This is a genomic window from Pseudomonas sp. NPDC089392, from assembly GCF_044749595.1.
In the GTDB taxonomy this organism is placed as follows: domain Bacteria; phylum Pseudomonadota; class Gammaproteobacteria; order Pseudomonadales; family Pseudomonadaceae; genus Aquipseudomonas.
The window spans coordinates 31,460-46,758 of record NZ_JBIVIF010000011.1 but is presented as its reverse complement, the minus strand read 5'-3'; the positions used below and the strand labels follow the sequence as shown (position 1 = coordinate 46,758).

At 62.1% G+C, this 15,299-nt stretch carries 14 protein-coding genes; 6 read left to right on the top strand and 8 right to left on the bottom strand.

Annotated features, from left to right (window positions below; all coding sequences use genetic code 11):
- Positions 1-49 precede the first annotated feature (49 nt).
- Positions 50-481, bottom strand: a complete 432-nt coding sequence (locus ACIP1G_RS12525; protein WP_400737186.1) for a GNAT family N-acetyltransferase — start codon at positions 479-481, stop codon at positions 50-52.
- A 166-nt stretch (positions 482-647) separates the two neighbouring features.
- Positions 648-1,034 carry a DUF488 domain-containing protein gene (locus ACIP1G_RS12520; protein ID WP_400737183.1) on the bottom strand — a complete coding sequence of 129 codons (387 nt, stop codon included), beginning with the start codon at positions 1,032-1,034 and terminating at the stop codon, positions 648-650.
- Between the two features lie 127 nt (positions 1,035-1,161).
- On the opposite strand from ACIP1G_RS12520, the gene ACIP1G_RS12515 reads away from it, so the two are divergent.
- A complete protein-coding gene (locus ACIP1G_RS12515) occupies positions 1,162-2,778 on the top strand; it encodes an inorganic phosphate transporter (RefSeq protein WP_400737180.1) in 1,617 nt (538 codons plus the stop codon).
- Positions 2,779-2,884: 106 nt separating this feature from the next.
- On the opposite strand, the gene ACIP1G_RS12510 is transcribed toward ACIP1G_RS12515, so the two are convergent.
- The 3 genes from ACIP1G_RS12510 to ACIP1G_RS12500 form a co-directional block, all read right to left on the bottom strand.
- Entirely contained in the window at positions 2,885-3,580 is a 696-nt protein-coding gene (locus ACIP1G_RS12510; RefSeq protein WP_400737177.1) for a glutathione S-transferase N-terminal domain-containing protein, read from the bottom strand.
- Positions 3,581-3,667: 87 nt separating this feature from the next.
- On the bottom strand, positions 3,668-4,165 hold the full coding sequence (locus tag ACIP1G_RS12505) for a PaaI family thioesterase (protein ID WP_400737176.1): 498 nt from the start codon (positions 4,163-4,165) through the stop codon (positions 3,668-3,670).
- Between the two features lie 57 nt (positions 4,166-4,222).
- Complete coding sequence (locus ACIP1G_RS12500) at positions 4,223-5,605, bottom strand: amino acid permease (RefSeq protein ID WP_400737174.1); 1,383 nt, start codon at positions 5,603-5,605, stop codon at positions 4,223-4,225.
- Positions 5,606-5,860: 255 nt separating this feature from the next.
- Between ACIP1G_RS12500 and gcvA the strand changes: the two genes are divergently transcribed.
- Together gcvA and ACIP1G_RS12490 are read left to right on the top strand one after the other, a co-directional pair.
- Positions 5,861-6,757 carry a transcriptional regulator GcvA gene (gene gcvA, locus ACIP1G_RS12495; RefSeq protein WP_346646842.1) on the top strand — a complete coding sequence of 299 codons (897 nt, stop codon included), beginning with the start codon at positions 5,861-5,863 and terminating at the stop codon, positions 6,755-6,757.
- A gap of 175 nt (positions 6,758-6,932) precedes the next feature.
- On the top strand, positions 6,933-8,183 hold the full coding sequence (locus ACIP1G_RS12490) for an aspartate aminotransferase family protein (RefSeq protein WP_400737171.1): 1,251 nt from the start codon (positions 6,933-6,935) through the stop codon (positions 8,181-8,183).
- A 3-nt stretch (positions 8,184-8,186) separates the two neighbouring features.
- Here the strand turns inward: ACIP1G_RS12490 and ACIP1G_RS12485 are convergent, their stop codons facing one another.
- Complete coding sequence (locus ACIP1G_RS12485; protein WP_201199645.1) at positions 8,187-8,489, bottom strand: hypothetical protein; 303 nt, start codon at positions 8,487-8,489, stop codon at positions 8,187-8,189.
- 245 nt (positions 8,490-8,734) lie between these two features.
- Between ACIP1G_RS12485 and ACIP1G_RS12480 the strand changes: the two genes are divergently transcribed.
- On the top strand, positions 8,735-9,160 hold the full coding sequence (locus ACIP1G_RS12480) for a hypothetical protein (protein ID WP_400737169.1): 426 nt from the start codon (positions 8,735-8,737) through the stop codon (positions 9,158-9,160).
- Positions 9,161-9,233: 73 nt separating this feature from the next.
- A complete protein-coding gene (gene fusA / locus ACIP1G_RS12475; protein WP_400737167.1) occupies positions 9,234-11,345 on the top strand; it encodes an elongation factor G in 2,112 nt (703 codons plus the stop codon).
- 130 nt (positions 11,346-11,475) lie between these two features.
- On the opposite strand, the gene ACIP1G_RS12470 is transcribed toward fusA, so the two are convergent.
- Both ACIP1G_RS12470 and ACIP1G_RS12465 read right to left on the bottom strand, forming a co-directional pair.
- Positions 11,476-12,918 (bottom strand): SulP family inorganic anion transporter, encoded by a 1,443-nt coding sequence (locus ACIP1G_RS12470; protein WP_400737165.1) that lies wholly within the window; start codon positions 12,916-12,918, stop codon positions 11,476-11,478.
- A gap of 89 nt (positions 12,919-13,007) precedes the next feature.
- Complete coding sequence (locus ACIP1G_RS12465; RefSeq protein WP_400737163.1) at positions 13,008-14,168, bottom strand: hypothetical protein; 1,161 nt, start codon at positions 14,166-14,168, stop codon at positions 13,008-13,010.
- Positions 14,169-14,325: 157 nt separating this feature from the next.
- Here ACIP1G_RS12465 and ACIP1G_RS12460 point away from each other — a divergent pair, with 157 nt between their 5' ends.
- Positions 14,326-15,060 carry a secretin N-terminal domain-containing protein gene (locus ACIP1G_RS12460; RefSeq protein ID WP_400737161.1) on the top strand — a complete coding sequence of 245 codons (735 nt, stop codon included), beginning with the start codon at positions 14,326-14,328 and terminating at the stop codon, positions 15,058-15,060.
- The last annotated feature ends 239 nt before the right edge of the window (positions 15,061-15,299 follow it).

The window sequence follows — 15,299 nt, the reverse complement described above, 5'->3', positions numbered from 1 at the left end:
AGTTCACTATGCCCATGCTCTTCGATGACGACAAGCCATCATTGAGCCATTATTCGATTGTGCGCTGCATGCGCACAAAGCAATCGTCCTCGCCCATCTCGACAAAGCCATGGCGCTGGTACAGCAGCCGCGCCGGGTTGCTGCGAAACACCATCAGCCGCAGCAGCGGCAAGCGACGCTGTCTGGCCCATAGCGCCAACTGCTCCAGCACCCAGCTGCCGACGCCACGCCCACGGTGTTCGGGTAGCAGGTGCAGTTCGCGGATGAACAATGCCTGGCGGTCCTGGCTGAGGCTGCAAAAACCCAGCAAGGTGTCGCCCTCGGTCACCAGCCACTGCTCGCGCCAGCCCCAGGCTTCGTCGAAGGCCTCCTCGATCCACAGCAGGTCGTATTCGCGGTAGTACGGCAGCATGGCACGGCGGGTGAGGTCGCGGGCGAAGGTGCAATGGTGGTCGTTGGCGGGGGTTAGCTGTAGGGGCATGGCTATTCAAGCTCTCAGACGCGTTTTTTTGTAGGAGCGGCCTTGTGTCGCGATAGGGCCGCAACGCGGCCCCACGGTTTCAGCGCCAAGGCATCAATTGTCGGGGCCGCTGCGCGGCCCTTTCGCGACGCAAGGCCGCTCCTACAGGAGCCAGTACACGCCCCCATCATCGGGCATAACACACCGGCGAACTCCCAGGCCCACGCCTGTCCAGCTCATCTTCCAGCCAATCGGCCAACACCCGGGCATTGTTATGCTCGGTGTCCTTGCCCGCATAAAGCAAGGTCAGCGTGCCCTTCCCGGCCAGGTCCAACAGCGGGTACCAATGCTGCGGATGGGCTGCCAGCTCTTGCTGGTAACGCTGGGTAAAACCGGCAAAATCCACTTCACCCTGGTGAAATGCCTTGCGCAATAAATCCGAAGGTGCCACTTCGCGCAACCACTGCCCGTGCAGGTCTTCCTTGCGTTTATTACGTGGCCACAGGCGGTCGACCAGCACGCGCTGGCCATCTTCTTGCTCTACCGCATCGTAGACGCGCTTGCAGCGAATCATGGCTTCTCCTGCCTTTACCGTCCGTCTTGAGCCTAGATAATTCATTGATCGAGGTCACGGCCGGGTTACGAATTGTTTCTATGCTCAAGGCCTTCGGCACCCTCCCCCAACGCCGACCGGAGCCCCCATGGCAACCCCGTCACTGGCCAGCCAGCCGCAACTGGCCCATCGCGATTCCCGCCCGCAGCTTGCCCATAAACCCGGGCGTGCAACCCTGGTGTTGTTCTTCGGCCTGCTATTGGCCGGTATCGCCTACACCGGCTGGAGCCTGAAACAGGATGTGACGGCCAGCGGCACAGTAATCACCACGGTAACACCCTTCCTGTTGCTGGGCCTGGCGCTGCTGATTGCCCTGGGCTTCGAGTTCGTCAATGGCTTCCATGACACCGCCAACGCAGTAGCCACGGTCATCTATACCCACTCGTTGCCGGCACCGGTGGCGGTGGTGTGGTCCGGCCTGTGCAACTTCCTGGGTGTGCTGCTTTCCAGCGGTGCAGTGGCGTTCGGCATCATCGCCCTGCTGCCGGTAGAGCTGATTCTGCAGGTCGGTTCCTCAGCCGGTTTTGCCATGGTCTTCGCCCTGCTGCTGGCAGCCATCATCTGGAACCTCGGCACCTGGTGGCTGGGCCTGCCAGCGTCGTCTTCGCACACCCTGATCGGCTCGATCATCGGTGTGGGCGTGGCCAATGCGCTGATGCACGGGCGTGACGGCACCAGCGGCGTGGACTGGGCCCAGGCCAGCAAGGTTGGATATGCCCTCCTTTTCTCGCCATTGATCGGCTTTGCCTGCGCCGCCCTGTTGCTGCTGGCACTGCGTGCGCTGGTCAAGCGTAAGGAGCTGTACCAGGCGCCTGAAGGCCGCACCCCGCCGCCGTGGTGGATCCGTGGCGTACTGATCCTGACCTGCACCGGGGTGTCTTTTGCCCACGGCTCCAACGATGGCCAGAAAGGCATGGGCCTGATCATGTTGATTCTGGTCGGCACCCTGCCAATGGCTTATGCGCTGAACAAGACCATGCCCAATGAACAGGCCCTGCAATTTTCCGCCATTGCCGAGGTGACTCGCCAGGCGCTGCTGGGTAGCGAGCCGCAGGCAGCTCCGGCCGACCCGCGTCAGGTGCTGACGCTGTTCATCGCCGAACCCAAGGCCAGCCCGCAACTGGTACCAGCATTGGCAGCGCTGACCGGGATGATCGGCGATCAAGTCAAAGGCTACGGCTCGCTCAAGCGCGTTCCGGCCGAAGCCATGGCCAACGTGCGCAATGACATGTACCTGGCCAGCGAAGCCATCCGCCTGATCGAGAAAAACCAGCTGGTGGCGTTCGATGCCAACACCCGCAGCCATGTGCTGTTGTTCAAGACCCAGCTGGACGACGCTACCCGCTACATTCCGTTATGGGTAAAGGTGGCCGTGGCCATTGCGCTAGGTCTGGGGACCATGGTCGGCTGGCGGCGCATCGTGGTCACGGTGGGCGAGAAGATTGGCAAGACTCACCTGAGCTACGCCCAAGGTGCTTCGGCCGAAGTGGTGGCGATGTGCACCATTGGCGCGGCGGACATGTTCGGGTTGCCGGTATCGACTACTCACGTGCTGAGTTCCGGCGTGGCCGGGACCATGGTGGCCAATGGGTCGGGGATTCAGAAGCGCACGCTGGTCAATTTGCTGATGGCCTGGGTACTGACCTTGCCAGCGGCAATGCTGTTGGCCGGCAGTTTATACTGGCTGCTGAACCAGATTTTCTGAACCTGTACACCAACCCCTGTAGGAGCGGGTTTACCCGCGAATGCGTCGGTAAACCCAACATCGCATTCGCGGGCAAACCCGCTCCCACAGGACCGGAGTCAACTACTCAACCTGGGATTTTCAGGCCCCGCTGCACCGCAGGCCGCTCAAGGAACGCCGCCAGCACCCGCTGCACTTCCTTGAACTGATCAAAGCCCACCAGCTCACGCGCGTTGTACCGCTCCACCAGGTTACGCACCCACGGGAAGATCGCGATATCGGCGATGCTGTACTCGTCGACCATCCACTCCCGGCCTTTCAAATGCCGGTCCAGCACACCCAGCAGGCGCTTGGACTCGTTGACATAACGGTCCCGCGGGCGCTTGTCTTCATATTCCTTGCCAGCAAAGAAATGGAAGAAGCCAACCTGGCCGAACATCGGCCCGATGCCGCCCATCTGGAACATCAGCCACTGCAGGGTCTGGTAACGCTGGGCCGGATCCTGGCTGAGCAGCTGGCCACTTTTCTCCGCCAGGTATTGCAGAATCGCCCCCGACTCGAACAGCGGCAGCGGCTGCCCGCCTGGGCCATTGGGGTCGAGAATAGCGGGGATCTTGTTGTTGGCGCTGAGCGAGATGAACTCAGGGCTGAGCTGGTCGTCGTTGTCGAAGCTGACCTTGTGCGGCTCATAGGCCAGGCCGATTTCTTCGAGCATGATCGACACCTTGACGCCGTTGGGCGTCGGCAGCGAGTACAGTTGCAGCAGTTCGGGGTGTTTGGCGGGCCACTTGCGGGTGATGGGGAAAGCACTGAGATCGGTCATGATCAACCTTGCCTGGGGAATGAACCTGTCACTCTAGAGACATCCCCGGCCGCTGACCATCACCGACCACTCATCAGCGCTGGCAGCTCAAGCTTGCCCATGGGCCTTGAGCTTGAGCTTTTCGGTATCGACACGGACGAACACCGAGTCGGCCGTCACGGTCAGCACATCGTCGGCCCAGACTTCGCAGACCACCCGGCTCTTGCGCCCCACTTCACCTTCCACACGCGCCTTGAGCAACAGCTCGACGCCCATCGGCGTGGGTTTCAGGTAGGTCAGGTTGAGCGTGCCAGTAACGCAGTCGATGCGCGGCAGGCTGCCCGGCTCGCGGCCTTCGTTGCGGTAGTGGTAGGCCATGGCCGTCCAGTTGGAGTGGCAGTCGACCAGCATCGCCAGCAGGCCGCCGTAGACCAGGCCGGGCCAGCCGATGAAGGTACTGTCGGGGGCGTGCCGGCACAACAGGTGGATGCCGTCGGCATCCCAGTGGCTTTGCAGGTGCAGGCCGCTGGGGTGGGAGCAACCGCAGCCATAGCAGGTGCCGTCGGGTGCAGCGAGGGCCTGGAGGGAAAGGGAGTGCTCGTTCATACGCTTCCTGTGCTTATAGATATGGGGGCGCGCAACGCCCCCATTAAAGCAGAATCATCAGGCCGTCTGCGCAACCACCTTGGCGCTGCGCTGGGTCAGCGAAACCAGCAGGATGAACGCGGTCACCCCGGCGGTCATCAGCGTTTCGTAGCGGTAGGCATCACTGAACAGCATGTAGCCCAGCACCATGACGATGGTGCCGATCACCAACCAGGTCAGGTACGGGAACAGCCACATCTTCAGCTCCAGCGGCCGCCCTTCACGCTCGGCACGGGCCCGCATGCGCAATTGCGACACGGCAATGACCAGGTACACCAGCAAGGCAATGGCGCCAGTGGTGGACAACAGGAAGCCAAACACCTTGCCCGGGAACACATAGTTGACCAGGCACCCGGCAAAGCCGGCCAGGGTGGAGAAGATGACCGCTACGGTCGGTACGCCAGAGCCCGAAATGCGCTTGGTCACGCTCAGCGCCTGGCCGCGGGCGCCCAGCGAATAGAGCATGCGCGACGCGGTGTACAGGCCCGAGTTCATGCAGCTGGTCACGGCCACCAGCACCACCAGGTCGACCAGCAACTTGGCGCCCGGCACGTTCAGCACTTCCAGCACGCGCTGGAACGAACCGACCGCTTTCAGCGCAGGGTCGTTCCACGCAACCAGCGAGACCACCAGGAAGATCGACGCCAGGTAGAAGATGGCGATGCGGTACACCACCAAGTTGGTGGCGCGGCGAATCTTGTCTTTCGGGTTGGCGGTTTCGTCAGCGGCGATGGTGACAATTTCGGCGCCGAAGAACGAGAAGATGGTGATCAGCACGCCACCCAGCACGGTGCCGAAGCCGTTGGGCATGAAGCCGCCGTTGTCCCACAGCCGGCTGACCCCGGACACCTCGGCCAGCGGCCAGAAGCCGAATACCGCCAAGGTACAAACGCCGATGAAACCAATGATCGCTACCACCTTGACCAGCGCGAACCAGTACTCGAAGGCACCGAAGTTCTTCACGCTTACCAGGTTGGTACCCGACAGCACCAGCATGATCAGGAAGGCGAACAACCACGACGGCACGCCGGGGAAGTAGGCATGCAGGATGTCAGCGCCGGCAATGGCCTCGACCGGAATGATCAGTACCCAGAACCACCAATACAGCCAGCCGATGGTAAAGCCGGCCCAAGGGCCGATGGCTTCGGAGGCATAGGTGGAGAACGAGCCGCTGTTGGGGTTGGCAATGGCCATTTCGCCCAGCATGCGCATTACCAGCAGTACCAGCAGGCCAGTCATGGCGTAGGAAATGAGAATGGCCGGGCCGGCGGTGGCGATGGCGTTGGAAGACCCGATGAACAGGCCGGCGCCGATGATACCGGCGATGGAAATCATGGAAACCTGACGGGAGGTCAGGCCGTGCTGCAGGGAACGCTGTTTCTTGTTGTCTTGCGAAGCCATGAAGAACCCTCGAATGGGTCGGCCGCAGCGTAGCGGCTGAAGGTCGGAGCAGAATTCTTATAAATTTCTGATGTTCGTTGTTGTTGTTTTGCAGGTGCCGGAAGCGGGTACTGACCTCCTCTTCGCATGACCGGTTGTAATCGTTGATCCAGGTCAGTATTAATCTATAGGGCGGGGTCAACAAACGACCTTTTCGAAACACATGATTCCGTTATGGAATGAACTCCTTCCTTTTTTGCTCGGTATTTGCCCGTCATGTCCAAACGCCTGATGCCTTCGACCACCGCCCTTCAGTGCTTCGAAGCGGCCGCCCGCCACCTCAGCTTCACCCGCGCGGCGCAGGAACTGCACCTGACCCAAAGCGCCGTCAGCAAGCAGGTGGCGCAGCTTGAGGACATGCTTTCGCACTCGCTGTTCCAGCGCATTCGCCGGCGCCTGCACCTGACCCCGGCCGGCGCGCTGTACCTTACCGAAGTGAACAAGATCCTCACCCAGATCGATATTTCCAGCCGCTACATCCTCAGCTACGGCGACGAAACCGAAGTGCTGCGCATCGCCACCCAGCCGACCTTCGGCGCACGCTGGCTGGTGCCCAAACTCAAGGGTTTTGGCGACCGCTACCCACGCATTCACCTGGACATCCGCAACGAGTTGGAGCCATTCGACCTGGTGCAGGCCAAGGCCGACATCGCCTTTTTCTTCGGCCAGGGCACCTGGCCTGGGGCAACCTGCATCGAGCTGTTCAGCGAAGAAGTGGTGCCGGTATGCAGCCCGCAGCTGCTGGCCAACCACCGTTTCGACAGCGCCCAGGCGCTGACCGAGCACCGCCTGCTGCAATGCGTGTCACGGCCGGAGGCCTGGCACGAATGGTTCCTGGGGTTGGGGCTACATAGCCAGAACAGCTACCACGGGCCGCGCTTCGACACGTTCTACCTGTGCATCCGCGCGGCCATCGCCGGTTGCGGCATTGCGCTGATTCCGCGGTATCTGGTGGCTGAAGAACTGAGTGAGGGCAAGCTGGTGGTGGCTTGGGACCACCCGGTGGCCAGTAATGGCCGGCACTTCATTGCCCATGCCGAACATGCGGCCGAAGTGCCCAAGATCAGGGCCTTTGTGCAGTGGATTCGGGAGCGGGTGGCTGAGGGGGACTGATGTTTCCTGATCCGGCCTCTTCGCGGGTGAACCCGCGAAGAGGCCAGCAAAGGCAACACAAATCAATAGCCAGATCACGAATCCATGGAATGACCGCAATCGAATAATTCGTTTGCGGAATAACCCGTCAACACGCTTGGATAATAAGAAACTCGAACAAGGTCCGCGTGCCCCCATGAACCAGGAAAGTATCAGCCAATCCATTGCCATCGTTCACCCGATCACACTTTCCCATGGCCGCAATGCCGAAGTCTGGGACACTGACGGCAAACGTTACATCGACTTCGTCGGCGGTATCGGCGTGCTTAACCTGGGCCACTGCAACCCGGCCGTGGTCGAGGCAATCCACGCCCAGGCCACCCGCCTCACCCACTACGCTTTCAACGCCGCCCCCCATGGCCCGTACCTGGCGCTGATGGAGCAACTGAGCCAGTTCGTACCGGTCAGCTACCCACTGGCCGGCATGCTCACCAACAGCGGCGCGGAAGCGGCGGAAAACGCCCTGAAAGTGGCCCGTGGCGCCACCGGCAAGCGCGCCATCATCGCCTTTGACGGTGGCTTCCACGGCCGCACCCTGGCCACCCTGAACCTCAACGGCAAGGTCGCCCCGTACAAGCAACGGGTCGGCGAACTGCCCGGGCCGGTGTACCACCTGCCCTACCCCAGCACCGACACCGGGGTTACCTGCGAACAGGCGCTCAAGGCCATGGACCGCCTATTCAGCGTTGAGCTGGCGGTGGAAGACGTGGCAGCGTTCATTCTCGAACCGGTGCAGGGCGAAGGCGGTTTCCTCGCCCTTGACCCGGCCTTTGCCCAGGCCCTACGCCGCTTCTGCGATGAGCGCGGCATCCTGATCATCATCGACGAGATCCAGTCGGGCTTTGGCCGTACCGGCCAGCGCTTCGCCTTCCCGCGCTTAGGGATTGAGCCCGACCTGCTGCTGTTGGCCAAGAGCATTGCCGGCGGTATGCCGCTGGGTGCAGTGGTCGGGCGCAAGGAACTGATGGCGTCGCTGCCCAAAGGTGGCCTGGGCGGCACCTACTCGGGCAACCCGATTGCCTGTGCGGCGGCCCTGGCCAGCCTGGCGCAGATGACCGACGAGAACGTAGCTACCTGGGGTGAGCGCCAGGAGCAGGCCATCGTCAGCCGCCATGAGCACTGGAAAGCCTCGGGGCTGAGCCCGTTCATCGGCCGCCTGACCGGCGTGGGCGCCATGCGTGGCATCGAGTTCGTCAATGCCGATGGCAGCCCGGCTCCGGCGCAACTGGCCAAGGTGATGGAAGCGGCGCGGGCCAAAGGGCTGCTGCTGATGCCCAGCGGCAAGGCGCGGCACATCATCCGCCTGTTGGCACCGCTGACCATCGAGACCGAAGTGCTTGAAGAAGGTCTGGATATCCTCGAGCAGTGCCTGGCCGAGCTGAACTGAGCTTTACAGGCCCAGTTCTGCCGGGGTGAGCATGTCAGACTCGAAGGCAATCCAGCCGCCTTCGAGTTCGGCGTGGCCGTTGACGATCGGGCCGTAGTAGGTCAGGCCGTTCTCCAGGGTCACGCAGATGTGCGTGGCGTTCTTTTCGGGCGCCGCGAGCGTACCGACGAAATGCACCTTTTTCAGGGTCTCGGTCACCGCCTCCAGGCCAACGCGCATGTTGGGGTTTTCCGAGGCCTCGGTATCACCCCCGCGGTCTTCGGCGCTGATGGTGACGGTGGCGATGTACGGGTACTTGGTGCTCAAGCGGGGTTACCTCAGTGGGGGTTTGGCGTATGGGCGCGTAGAGTACGGCAGGCGGTCTCGGTTGTCTCTACTGGCCTCTTCGCGGGTGAACCCGCTCCCACAGGTACAACACAGCCTTTGAATACTGTGCATTCCCTGTGGGAGCGGGTTTACCCGCGAAGAGGCCGGCCCTGCAAAAGATGATCTGCAGGCCCCGATCTGTTAGGGTGCCCGCCGATGCACGCCACACCACACGAGGATCCCGAGTGAGCGCCGAAGAACCCCTGATCGCCGACCTGTTCGATGTCGACAAACGCCTGTCCCTCAAGCCCGTCGTGGACTTCAACAGCTACCTGCGCAACGCCTTCGGCGAGGGCCCGTGCCGCTGCCACCGTTGCGTGGAAGGTGCCGACCAGAGCACTTACAGCCACGCGCACAATTTCACCTTCGAAGGCCGCCAGTGGCACCGCCGCTTCGCCAGCACCGCCGGCAGCGACGTCGCCCAGGTACTGAAGAAAGCCTGGCTGTCGTACACCAAGGCCGACCTCAACCTGATCGGCGCGCTGGACCTGACCACCCTCAAGACCTTCACCGAGGCCGCCCTGCACCCGCGCCTGCTGGCCCTGCTGCCGGCCAGCGGCCTGGCCCGTGAAGTGGATGGCCAGTGGATGCTGCAAGCCCAGGCCGACTGACGGCCCGGCGGCACGGCAGGATTCCACCGGTCTGCTAACGTGGGGGAATCCGCCCATCCGCAGGTAGTCCGCCATGGCCCGCACAACGCCCATCGAGCTGTACCGCAATATCGGCATCGTCGCCCACGTAGACGCCGGCAAGACCACCACCACCGAGCGGATCCTGTTCTACACCGGGGTCAACCACAAGATGGGCGAAGTGCACGATGGCGCCGCGACCATGGACTGGATGGCCCAGGAGCAGGAGCGCGGCATCACCATCACCTCGGCGGCGACCACAGCGTTCTGGCAGGGCTCGACCAAGCAGTTCGCCGACAAGTACCGCTTCAATATCATCGACACCCCCGGCCACGTCGACTTCACCATCGAGGTGGAGCGCTCGCTGCGCGTGCTCGATGGCGCGGTGGTGGTGTTCAGCGGCGCTGACGGCGTCGAGCCGCAGTCCGAGACGGTCTGGCGTCAGGCCAACAAGTACCACGTGCCACGCCTGGCCTACATCAACAAGATGGACCGCCAGGGCGCCGACTTCTTGCGTGTGGTCAAACAGATCGACCAGCGCCTGGGCCACCACCCGGTGCCGATCCAGCTGGCGATCGGCAGCGAAGAGCACTTCATTGGCCAGATCGACCTGGTGAAGATGAAGGCGATTTACTGGAACGATGCCGACCATGGCACCAGCTACCGCGAAGAAGACATCCCCGCCGAACTGCAGGCGCTGGCCGACGAATGGCGTGCGCACATGATCGAGGCGGCGGCCGAGGCGGATGACGAACTGACCCTGAAGTTTCTCGATGGCGAAGAGCTGAGCATCGAGGAGATCAAGGCGGGGCTGCGCAAGCGCACCCTGAACAACGAAATCGTGCCGACCATCCTCGGTTCATCGTTCAAGAACAAGGGTGTACCGCTGATGCTCGACGCGGTGATCGACTACCTGCCTGCCCCGTCGGAAATCCCGGCAATCAAGGGCACCGACCCCGACGATGAAGAAAAGCACCTGGAGCGCCACGCCGACGACAAAGAGCCATTCTCGGCCCTGGCTTTCAAGATCGCCACCGACCCCTTCGTCGGCACCCTCACCTTCGCCCGGGTGTATTCCGGCGTGCTCAGTTCGGGCAACGCCGTACTCAACTCGGTCAAGGGCAAGAAGGAACGCATCGGCCGCATGGTGCAGATGCACGCCAACCAGCGCGCCGAGATCAAGGACGTATGCGCTGGCGACATCGCCGCGCTGATCGGCATGAAGGACGTGACCACCGGCGACACCTTGTGCGACATGGACAAGCCGATCATCCTCGAACGCATGGATTTCCCCGACCCGGTGATTTCCGTGGCGGTGGAACCAAAGACCAAGGCCGACCAGGAAAAAATGGGCATTGCCTTGGGCAAGCTGGCCCAGGAAGACCCGTCATTCCGCGTGCGCACCGACGAAGAGACCGCCCAGACCATCATCTCGGGCATGGGCGAACTGCACCTGGACATCATCGTCGACCGCATGCGCCGCGAGTTCAACGTCGAGGCCAACATCGGCAAGCCGCAGGTGGCTTACCGCGAGAAAATCCGCAACACCTGCGAAATCGAGGGCCGCTTTGTCCGCCAGTCCGGTGGCCGTGGCCAGTATGGCCATTGCTGGATCCGCTTTGCCCCTGGCGACGAAGGCAAGGAAGGCCTGGAGTTCATCAACGAGATCGTCGGCGGCGTGGTACCGCGCGAGTACATCCCGGCGATCCAGAAGGGTATCGAAGAGCAGATGAAGAACGGCGTGCTCGCCGGCTACCCGCTGATCAACCTCAAAGCAGCGGTCTTCGACGGTTCGTACCACGACGTCGACTCCAACGAAATGGCCTACAAGATCGCAGCGTCGATGGCCACCAAGCAGCTGTCGCAAAAAGGCGGCGCGGTGTTGCTGGAGCCGGTGATGAAGGTGGAAGTGGTAACGCCCGAGGAATACCAGGGCGATATCCTCGGCGACCTGAGCCGGCGCCGCGGCATGATCCAGGACGGCGACGAAACGCCGGCCGGCAAGGTGATCCGCGCCGAGGTGCCGCTGGGCGAAATGTTCGGCTACGCTACTTCCATGCGATCGATGACCCAGGGCCGGGCCAGCTTCTCGATGGAGTTCACCCGCTATGCCGAGGCGCCGGCGAGTATTGCCGATGGCATCGTCAAGAAGAACCGTGGGGAGTAATTCATTCGCCTGTGCCGGCCTCTTCGCGGCTAAAGCCGCTCCTACAGGGACCCCACCGTTTTCGAAGCCGGTGAAATACTTGTAGGAGCGGCTTTAGCCGCGAAGAGGCCAGCACAGACAACCACCATGCTCAGTGCTGCTCCCCCGCCCGCTTCAACAACTTCTTGCACCGCTCCGACAGATGCATCACGCGCAAATGCTTGCCCGCCTTGGCATAGCGCTCGCGCAAGGTCTTCAACGCCGCAATCGCCGAGTAATCGACAAAGCTCAGGTGCTGGCAATCCAGCGTGACCTTGCCCGGGTCATTGGCCGGGTCGAACTGGTTCAGGAACGGCGCAGTCGAGGCAAAGAACAGCGTGCCATGCACCTGGTAATGCTTGCTCCCCTCCTCATCCACATGGCTGTCGGCATACAGTTCCCGCGCATGCTGCCAGGCGAAGTTCACCGCCGCGATGACGATACCGAACAGCACCGCCGTCGCCAGGTCGGTAAACACCGTGACCACGGTCACCGCAATGATCGCCAGCACATCGCTCACCGGCACCTTGTGCAGCACCCGCAACGACGCCCAGGCAAAGGTCTGCTGAGCCACCACGAACATCACCCCGACCAGCGCCGCCAGCGGAATACGCTCGATCAGCGGCGACAGGAACAACACGAACAGCAAAATCATCACCCCGGCCATCACCCCCGACAGCCGGCCACGGCCATTGGAGCTGAGGTTGATCACCGTCTGCCCGATCATCGCACAACCGCCCATGCCGCCGCACAGGCCGGAAACCATGTTCGCCGCGCCCAATGCCACGCACTCGCGGTCCGGGTAGCCGCGGCTCTCGGTAATTTCATCGGTCAGGTTCAGCGTCAGCAGGGTTTCCAGCAGGCCGACCATGGCCATCAGCACCGCGTAGGGGGCGATGATCTTCAGGGTTTCCAGGTTCCACGGCACATCCGGCAGCGCCAGCCCCGGCAGGCCGCCAGCGATGTGCGCCATGTCACCCAGGGTGCGGGTGGGCAGGCCGAGCAGGTACACCAGCAGGCCAACACCGAGGATCGCCACCAGTGCCGGCGGCACCGTACGGGTCAGTTTCGGCAGCACATAAACCACCGCCATGGTCAGCGCCACCAGGCCGATCATCAGGTACAGCGGCGCACCGCTCAGCCAGTGCTCGCCGTCCTTGAAATGCTCCAGCTGGGCCATGGCAATGACGATGGCCAGGCCGTTGACGAAGCCAAGCATGACCGGGTACGGCACCAGGCGCACCAGCTTGCCCAGACGCAGCAGGCCGAACAGGATCATTACCACCCCGCCCAGCAGCACCGTGGCCAGCAAGTACTGCACGCCGTGCTGCACCACCAGCGCAACGATCACCACCGCCATCGACCCGGCAGCGCCGGAAATCATCCCCGGCCGGCCGCCAAACAGTGCCGTCAGGGTACAGATGATGAACGCGCCATACAGGCCCATCAGCGGGTTGAGGTGGGCCACCAGGGCAAAGGCGATGCACTCGGGCACCAGGGCGAACGAGGTGGTCAGGCCGGCGAGCAGGTCGGCGCGTAGTCGGGCGGGTTTCATGGGCATCCTGTGGGGCGGTCCGGGCGGCGGTACAAAAACAAGGGCGCGATGTTACGAAATTTGTCCGGCAGCAGCCACCGCAAAGGCGCCTAGCGCCCGACCGAGGTCAACCATTCGGCCATTGCGGCATCTTCGAGTGCATACTCACCACGGTTGGCCTTCCAGACCAGTTCCTTGTCGCGCAGAGCATCAAGGGCTTTCTGTACGTTGGTCGTGCTGGCATTGGCCTCGGCGTGGGCCAGTTCCAGCTTGCGGCTGACATCGGCCAGGGTTTGCTCGGTAAAGGGCGAAAAAGGCTGCCGGCCAAGTGTGCGCTCGGCCATTACCTCAACCACTGCCTGCTGCAGGGGCGAAAGCTCGTTCCAGGCGCTTTCGTAGTCACTCCATACGCCGGCTTGATGATTGAGTGCCCCATTGCGCAGCAGTTCACCCAGGCTGCCCGCCTCGCCCAAACCGACACTGACCTCGGCCAGCAGCTTGTTGAGCATTTCCGGGCGGCGGCCCACCAGCTCGAAAGCGTATGCCAGGTCCTCGACCTTGAACTGGTTGCTGTCGGCCAGGCGCTGGTTCCACAAGGCCGTGATGAACTCCACATATTCACGCCCCAGCAAGGGAAATGGCGTGATACTGGCACCAAAGAACGGCTGCTTGCTCTTCAACACCAGGTTGGCCAGCTTGTCGCGACTGGAACCAGTGAACACCAGGCGCAATCCATCCGGACGGTCACCACGGTTGAGATGGTCCCGCGCGGCCTTTAGCGCGAACATCGCGTTCAGCCCATCTTCACTGTTGAGGGCATGCTGGGCCTCGTCGATGATCAGTACCACCATCTGCCCCGAGACTTGGTGCAACACGGCAAGCGCCTGAGCCAAGGTCGTACCCTCAGGCAGTTGCGGGCGGGTAAAGTCCCAGCTGAGGGTACGCAGCAGGTTCACCTTGTCGATACCGGCCTTTTTCGCTGCTTTGGCCAGCGCACCTTCGAAGTGCCCCAGCGCAGCACCGATGGCGCCACTGATCAGTTCTGCCGGCGCGGCGTCGCGGTCCGACCACAGGTCGACGTAAACCGGTAGCCAGCCGCGCCGAACGCATTCGGGGATGAAGTCATTGTTGAGGAAGGTGCTCTTGCCCGTACGCCGGGGCGCGGCGAGGAACATGCCCGAGCTGTAATCAACCAGCGACTCACCGGCCAAGTCCTGGCCCAAGGCCTTGGCCAACTGATCACGACGCAACATCGGGCGAATGGGCGACATGTGATTATCCTAAATTATCTTGATGACTATAATTTATAGCCTACAAGATAAAACCCGATAAATCACCCCGCCACCGCACATCACCGACGTGATCCAGATCCTGCACACAGCCGGTAATTTTGCCATCATGTTGGTTCACCCTGCGGAGATCATGGACATGCCGCTACGCCCCCTATGCGCCGCCCTGCTGCTGGCCGCCAGCCTCACCGCCCAGGCCGCCACCGAGGTGCTGCCGTTGCAGCACCGCAGCAGTGCCGAACTGCTGCCTGCCGTGCAGGCGTTCATCGCTAACGACGGCACGGTCAGCGCCTTTGAGAACAAGCTGATCGTCAACGCCAGCCCCGAGCGCATCGACGACCTGCGTGCCTTGCTGCAGCAGCTGGATACCGCGCCCAAGCGCCTGCTGATCAGCGTTGACAACAACGACAGCAACTTCCAGGACAATCGCGGCAACGCCCACGTCATCCATTACGGCACCAGCAACCGCGACGGCGGCATGCAGCAGGTTCAGGCCAGCGAAGGCCAGCCAGCACTCATCCAGGTTGGCCAGAGCATCCCGGTTACCAGCACCAGCACCGACGGCTACGGGCGCCTCCAGAGCAACACCGAATACCGCAACGTGACCCAGGGTTTCTATGTCACCCCGACTCTGAGCGGAGAAACGGTTCGTCTGCAAATAAGCACCAATAATGACCGCATCAGCCAGGAACGTGCAGATGTAGTAAAAGTGCAAAGTACCGACACAACCATCACTGGCAAGCTCGGCGAGTGGATCACCCTGGCGGGCTACAACCAGCAGAGCCAAGCCGACCGCAGTACGTCAAGCCGCACTTACAGCACCCAGCGCGGTGAAAACATGACTTTGCGTGTCAAAGTCGACCTTCTCGACTGATCCCACGCAGTTCAAGGCCTCGACCAAAGGCCTTGAAACTGACTGCCAAGTCGCATTAGACCAAAGATGTAGTAAGTGAAAAATTCCACTACAAAACATTTGACAGGGTCTTTTTCCCAAGGGCATGATGGCCTCGCTCCCGCTTATCAGGGGCCCTGGCAAGGGCCTTCGAGGCGTGCTCCTCCCACCCCTGGAGGCGCCTCGTGTCTATACGGCCCACAAGGCGGTTCGACGGGATT

What these genes read in the sequence shown, in the direction of transcription:
- ACIP1G_RS12525 (WP_400737186.1), bottom strand. Translation starts at nt 481, where the DNA reads ATGCCCCTACAGCTAACCCCCGCCAACGACCACCATTGCACCTTCGCC.
- ACIP1G_RS12520 (WP_400737183.1), bottom strand. Translation starts at nt 1,034, where the DNA reads ATGATTCGCTGCAAGCGCGTCTACGATGCGGTAGAGCAAGAAGATGGC.
- ACIP1G_RS12515 (WP_400737180.1), top strand. Translation starts at nt 1,162, where the DNA reads ATGGCAACCCCGTCACTGGCCAGCCAGCCGCAACTGGCCCATCGCGAT.
- ACIP1G_RS12510 (WP_400737177.1), bottom strand. Translation starts at nt 3,580, where the DNA reads ATGACCGATCTCAGTGCTTTCCCCATCACCCGCAAGTGGCCCGCCAAA.
- ACIP1G_RS12505 (WP_400737176.1), bottom strand. Translation starts at nt 4,165, where the DNA reads ATGAACGAGCACTCCCTTTCCCTCCAGGCCCTCGCTGCACCCGACGGC.
- ACIP1G_RS12500 (WP_400737174.1), bottom strand. Translation starts at nt 5,605, where the DNA reads ATGGCTTCGCAAGACAACAAGAAACAGCGTTCCCTGCAGCACGGCCTG.
- gcvA (WP_346646842.1), top strand. Translation starts at nt 5,861, where the DNA reads ATGTCCAAACGCCTGATGCCTTCGACCACCGCCCTTCAGTGCTTCGAA.
- ACIP1G_RS12490 (WP_400737171.1), top strand. Translation starts at nt 6,933, where the DNA reads ATGAACCAGGAAAGTATCAGCCAATCCATTGCCATCGTTCACCCGATC.
- fusA (WP_400737167.1), top strand. Translation starts at nt 9,234, where the DNA reads ATGGCCCGCACAACGCCCATCGAGCTGTACCGCAATATCGGCATCGTC.
- ACIP1G_RS12470 (WP_400737165.1), bottom strand. Translation starts at nt 12,918, where the DNA reads ATGAAACCCGCCCGACTACGCGCCGACCTGCTCGCCGGCCTGACCACC.
- ACIP1G_RS12465 (WP_400737163.1), bottom strand. Translation starts at nt 14,168, where the DNA reads ATGTCGCCCATTCGCCCGATGTTGCGTCGTGATCAGTTGGCCAAGGCC.
- ACIP1G_RS12460 (WP_400737161.1), top strand. Translation starts at nt 14,326, where the DNA reads ATGCCGCTACGCCCCCTATGCGCCGCCCTGCTGCTGGCCGCCAGCCTC.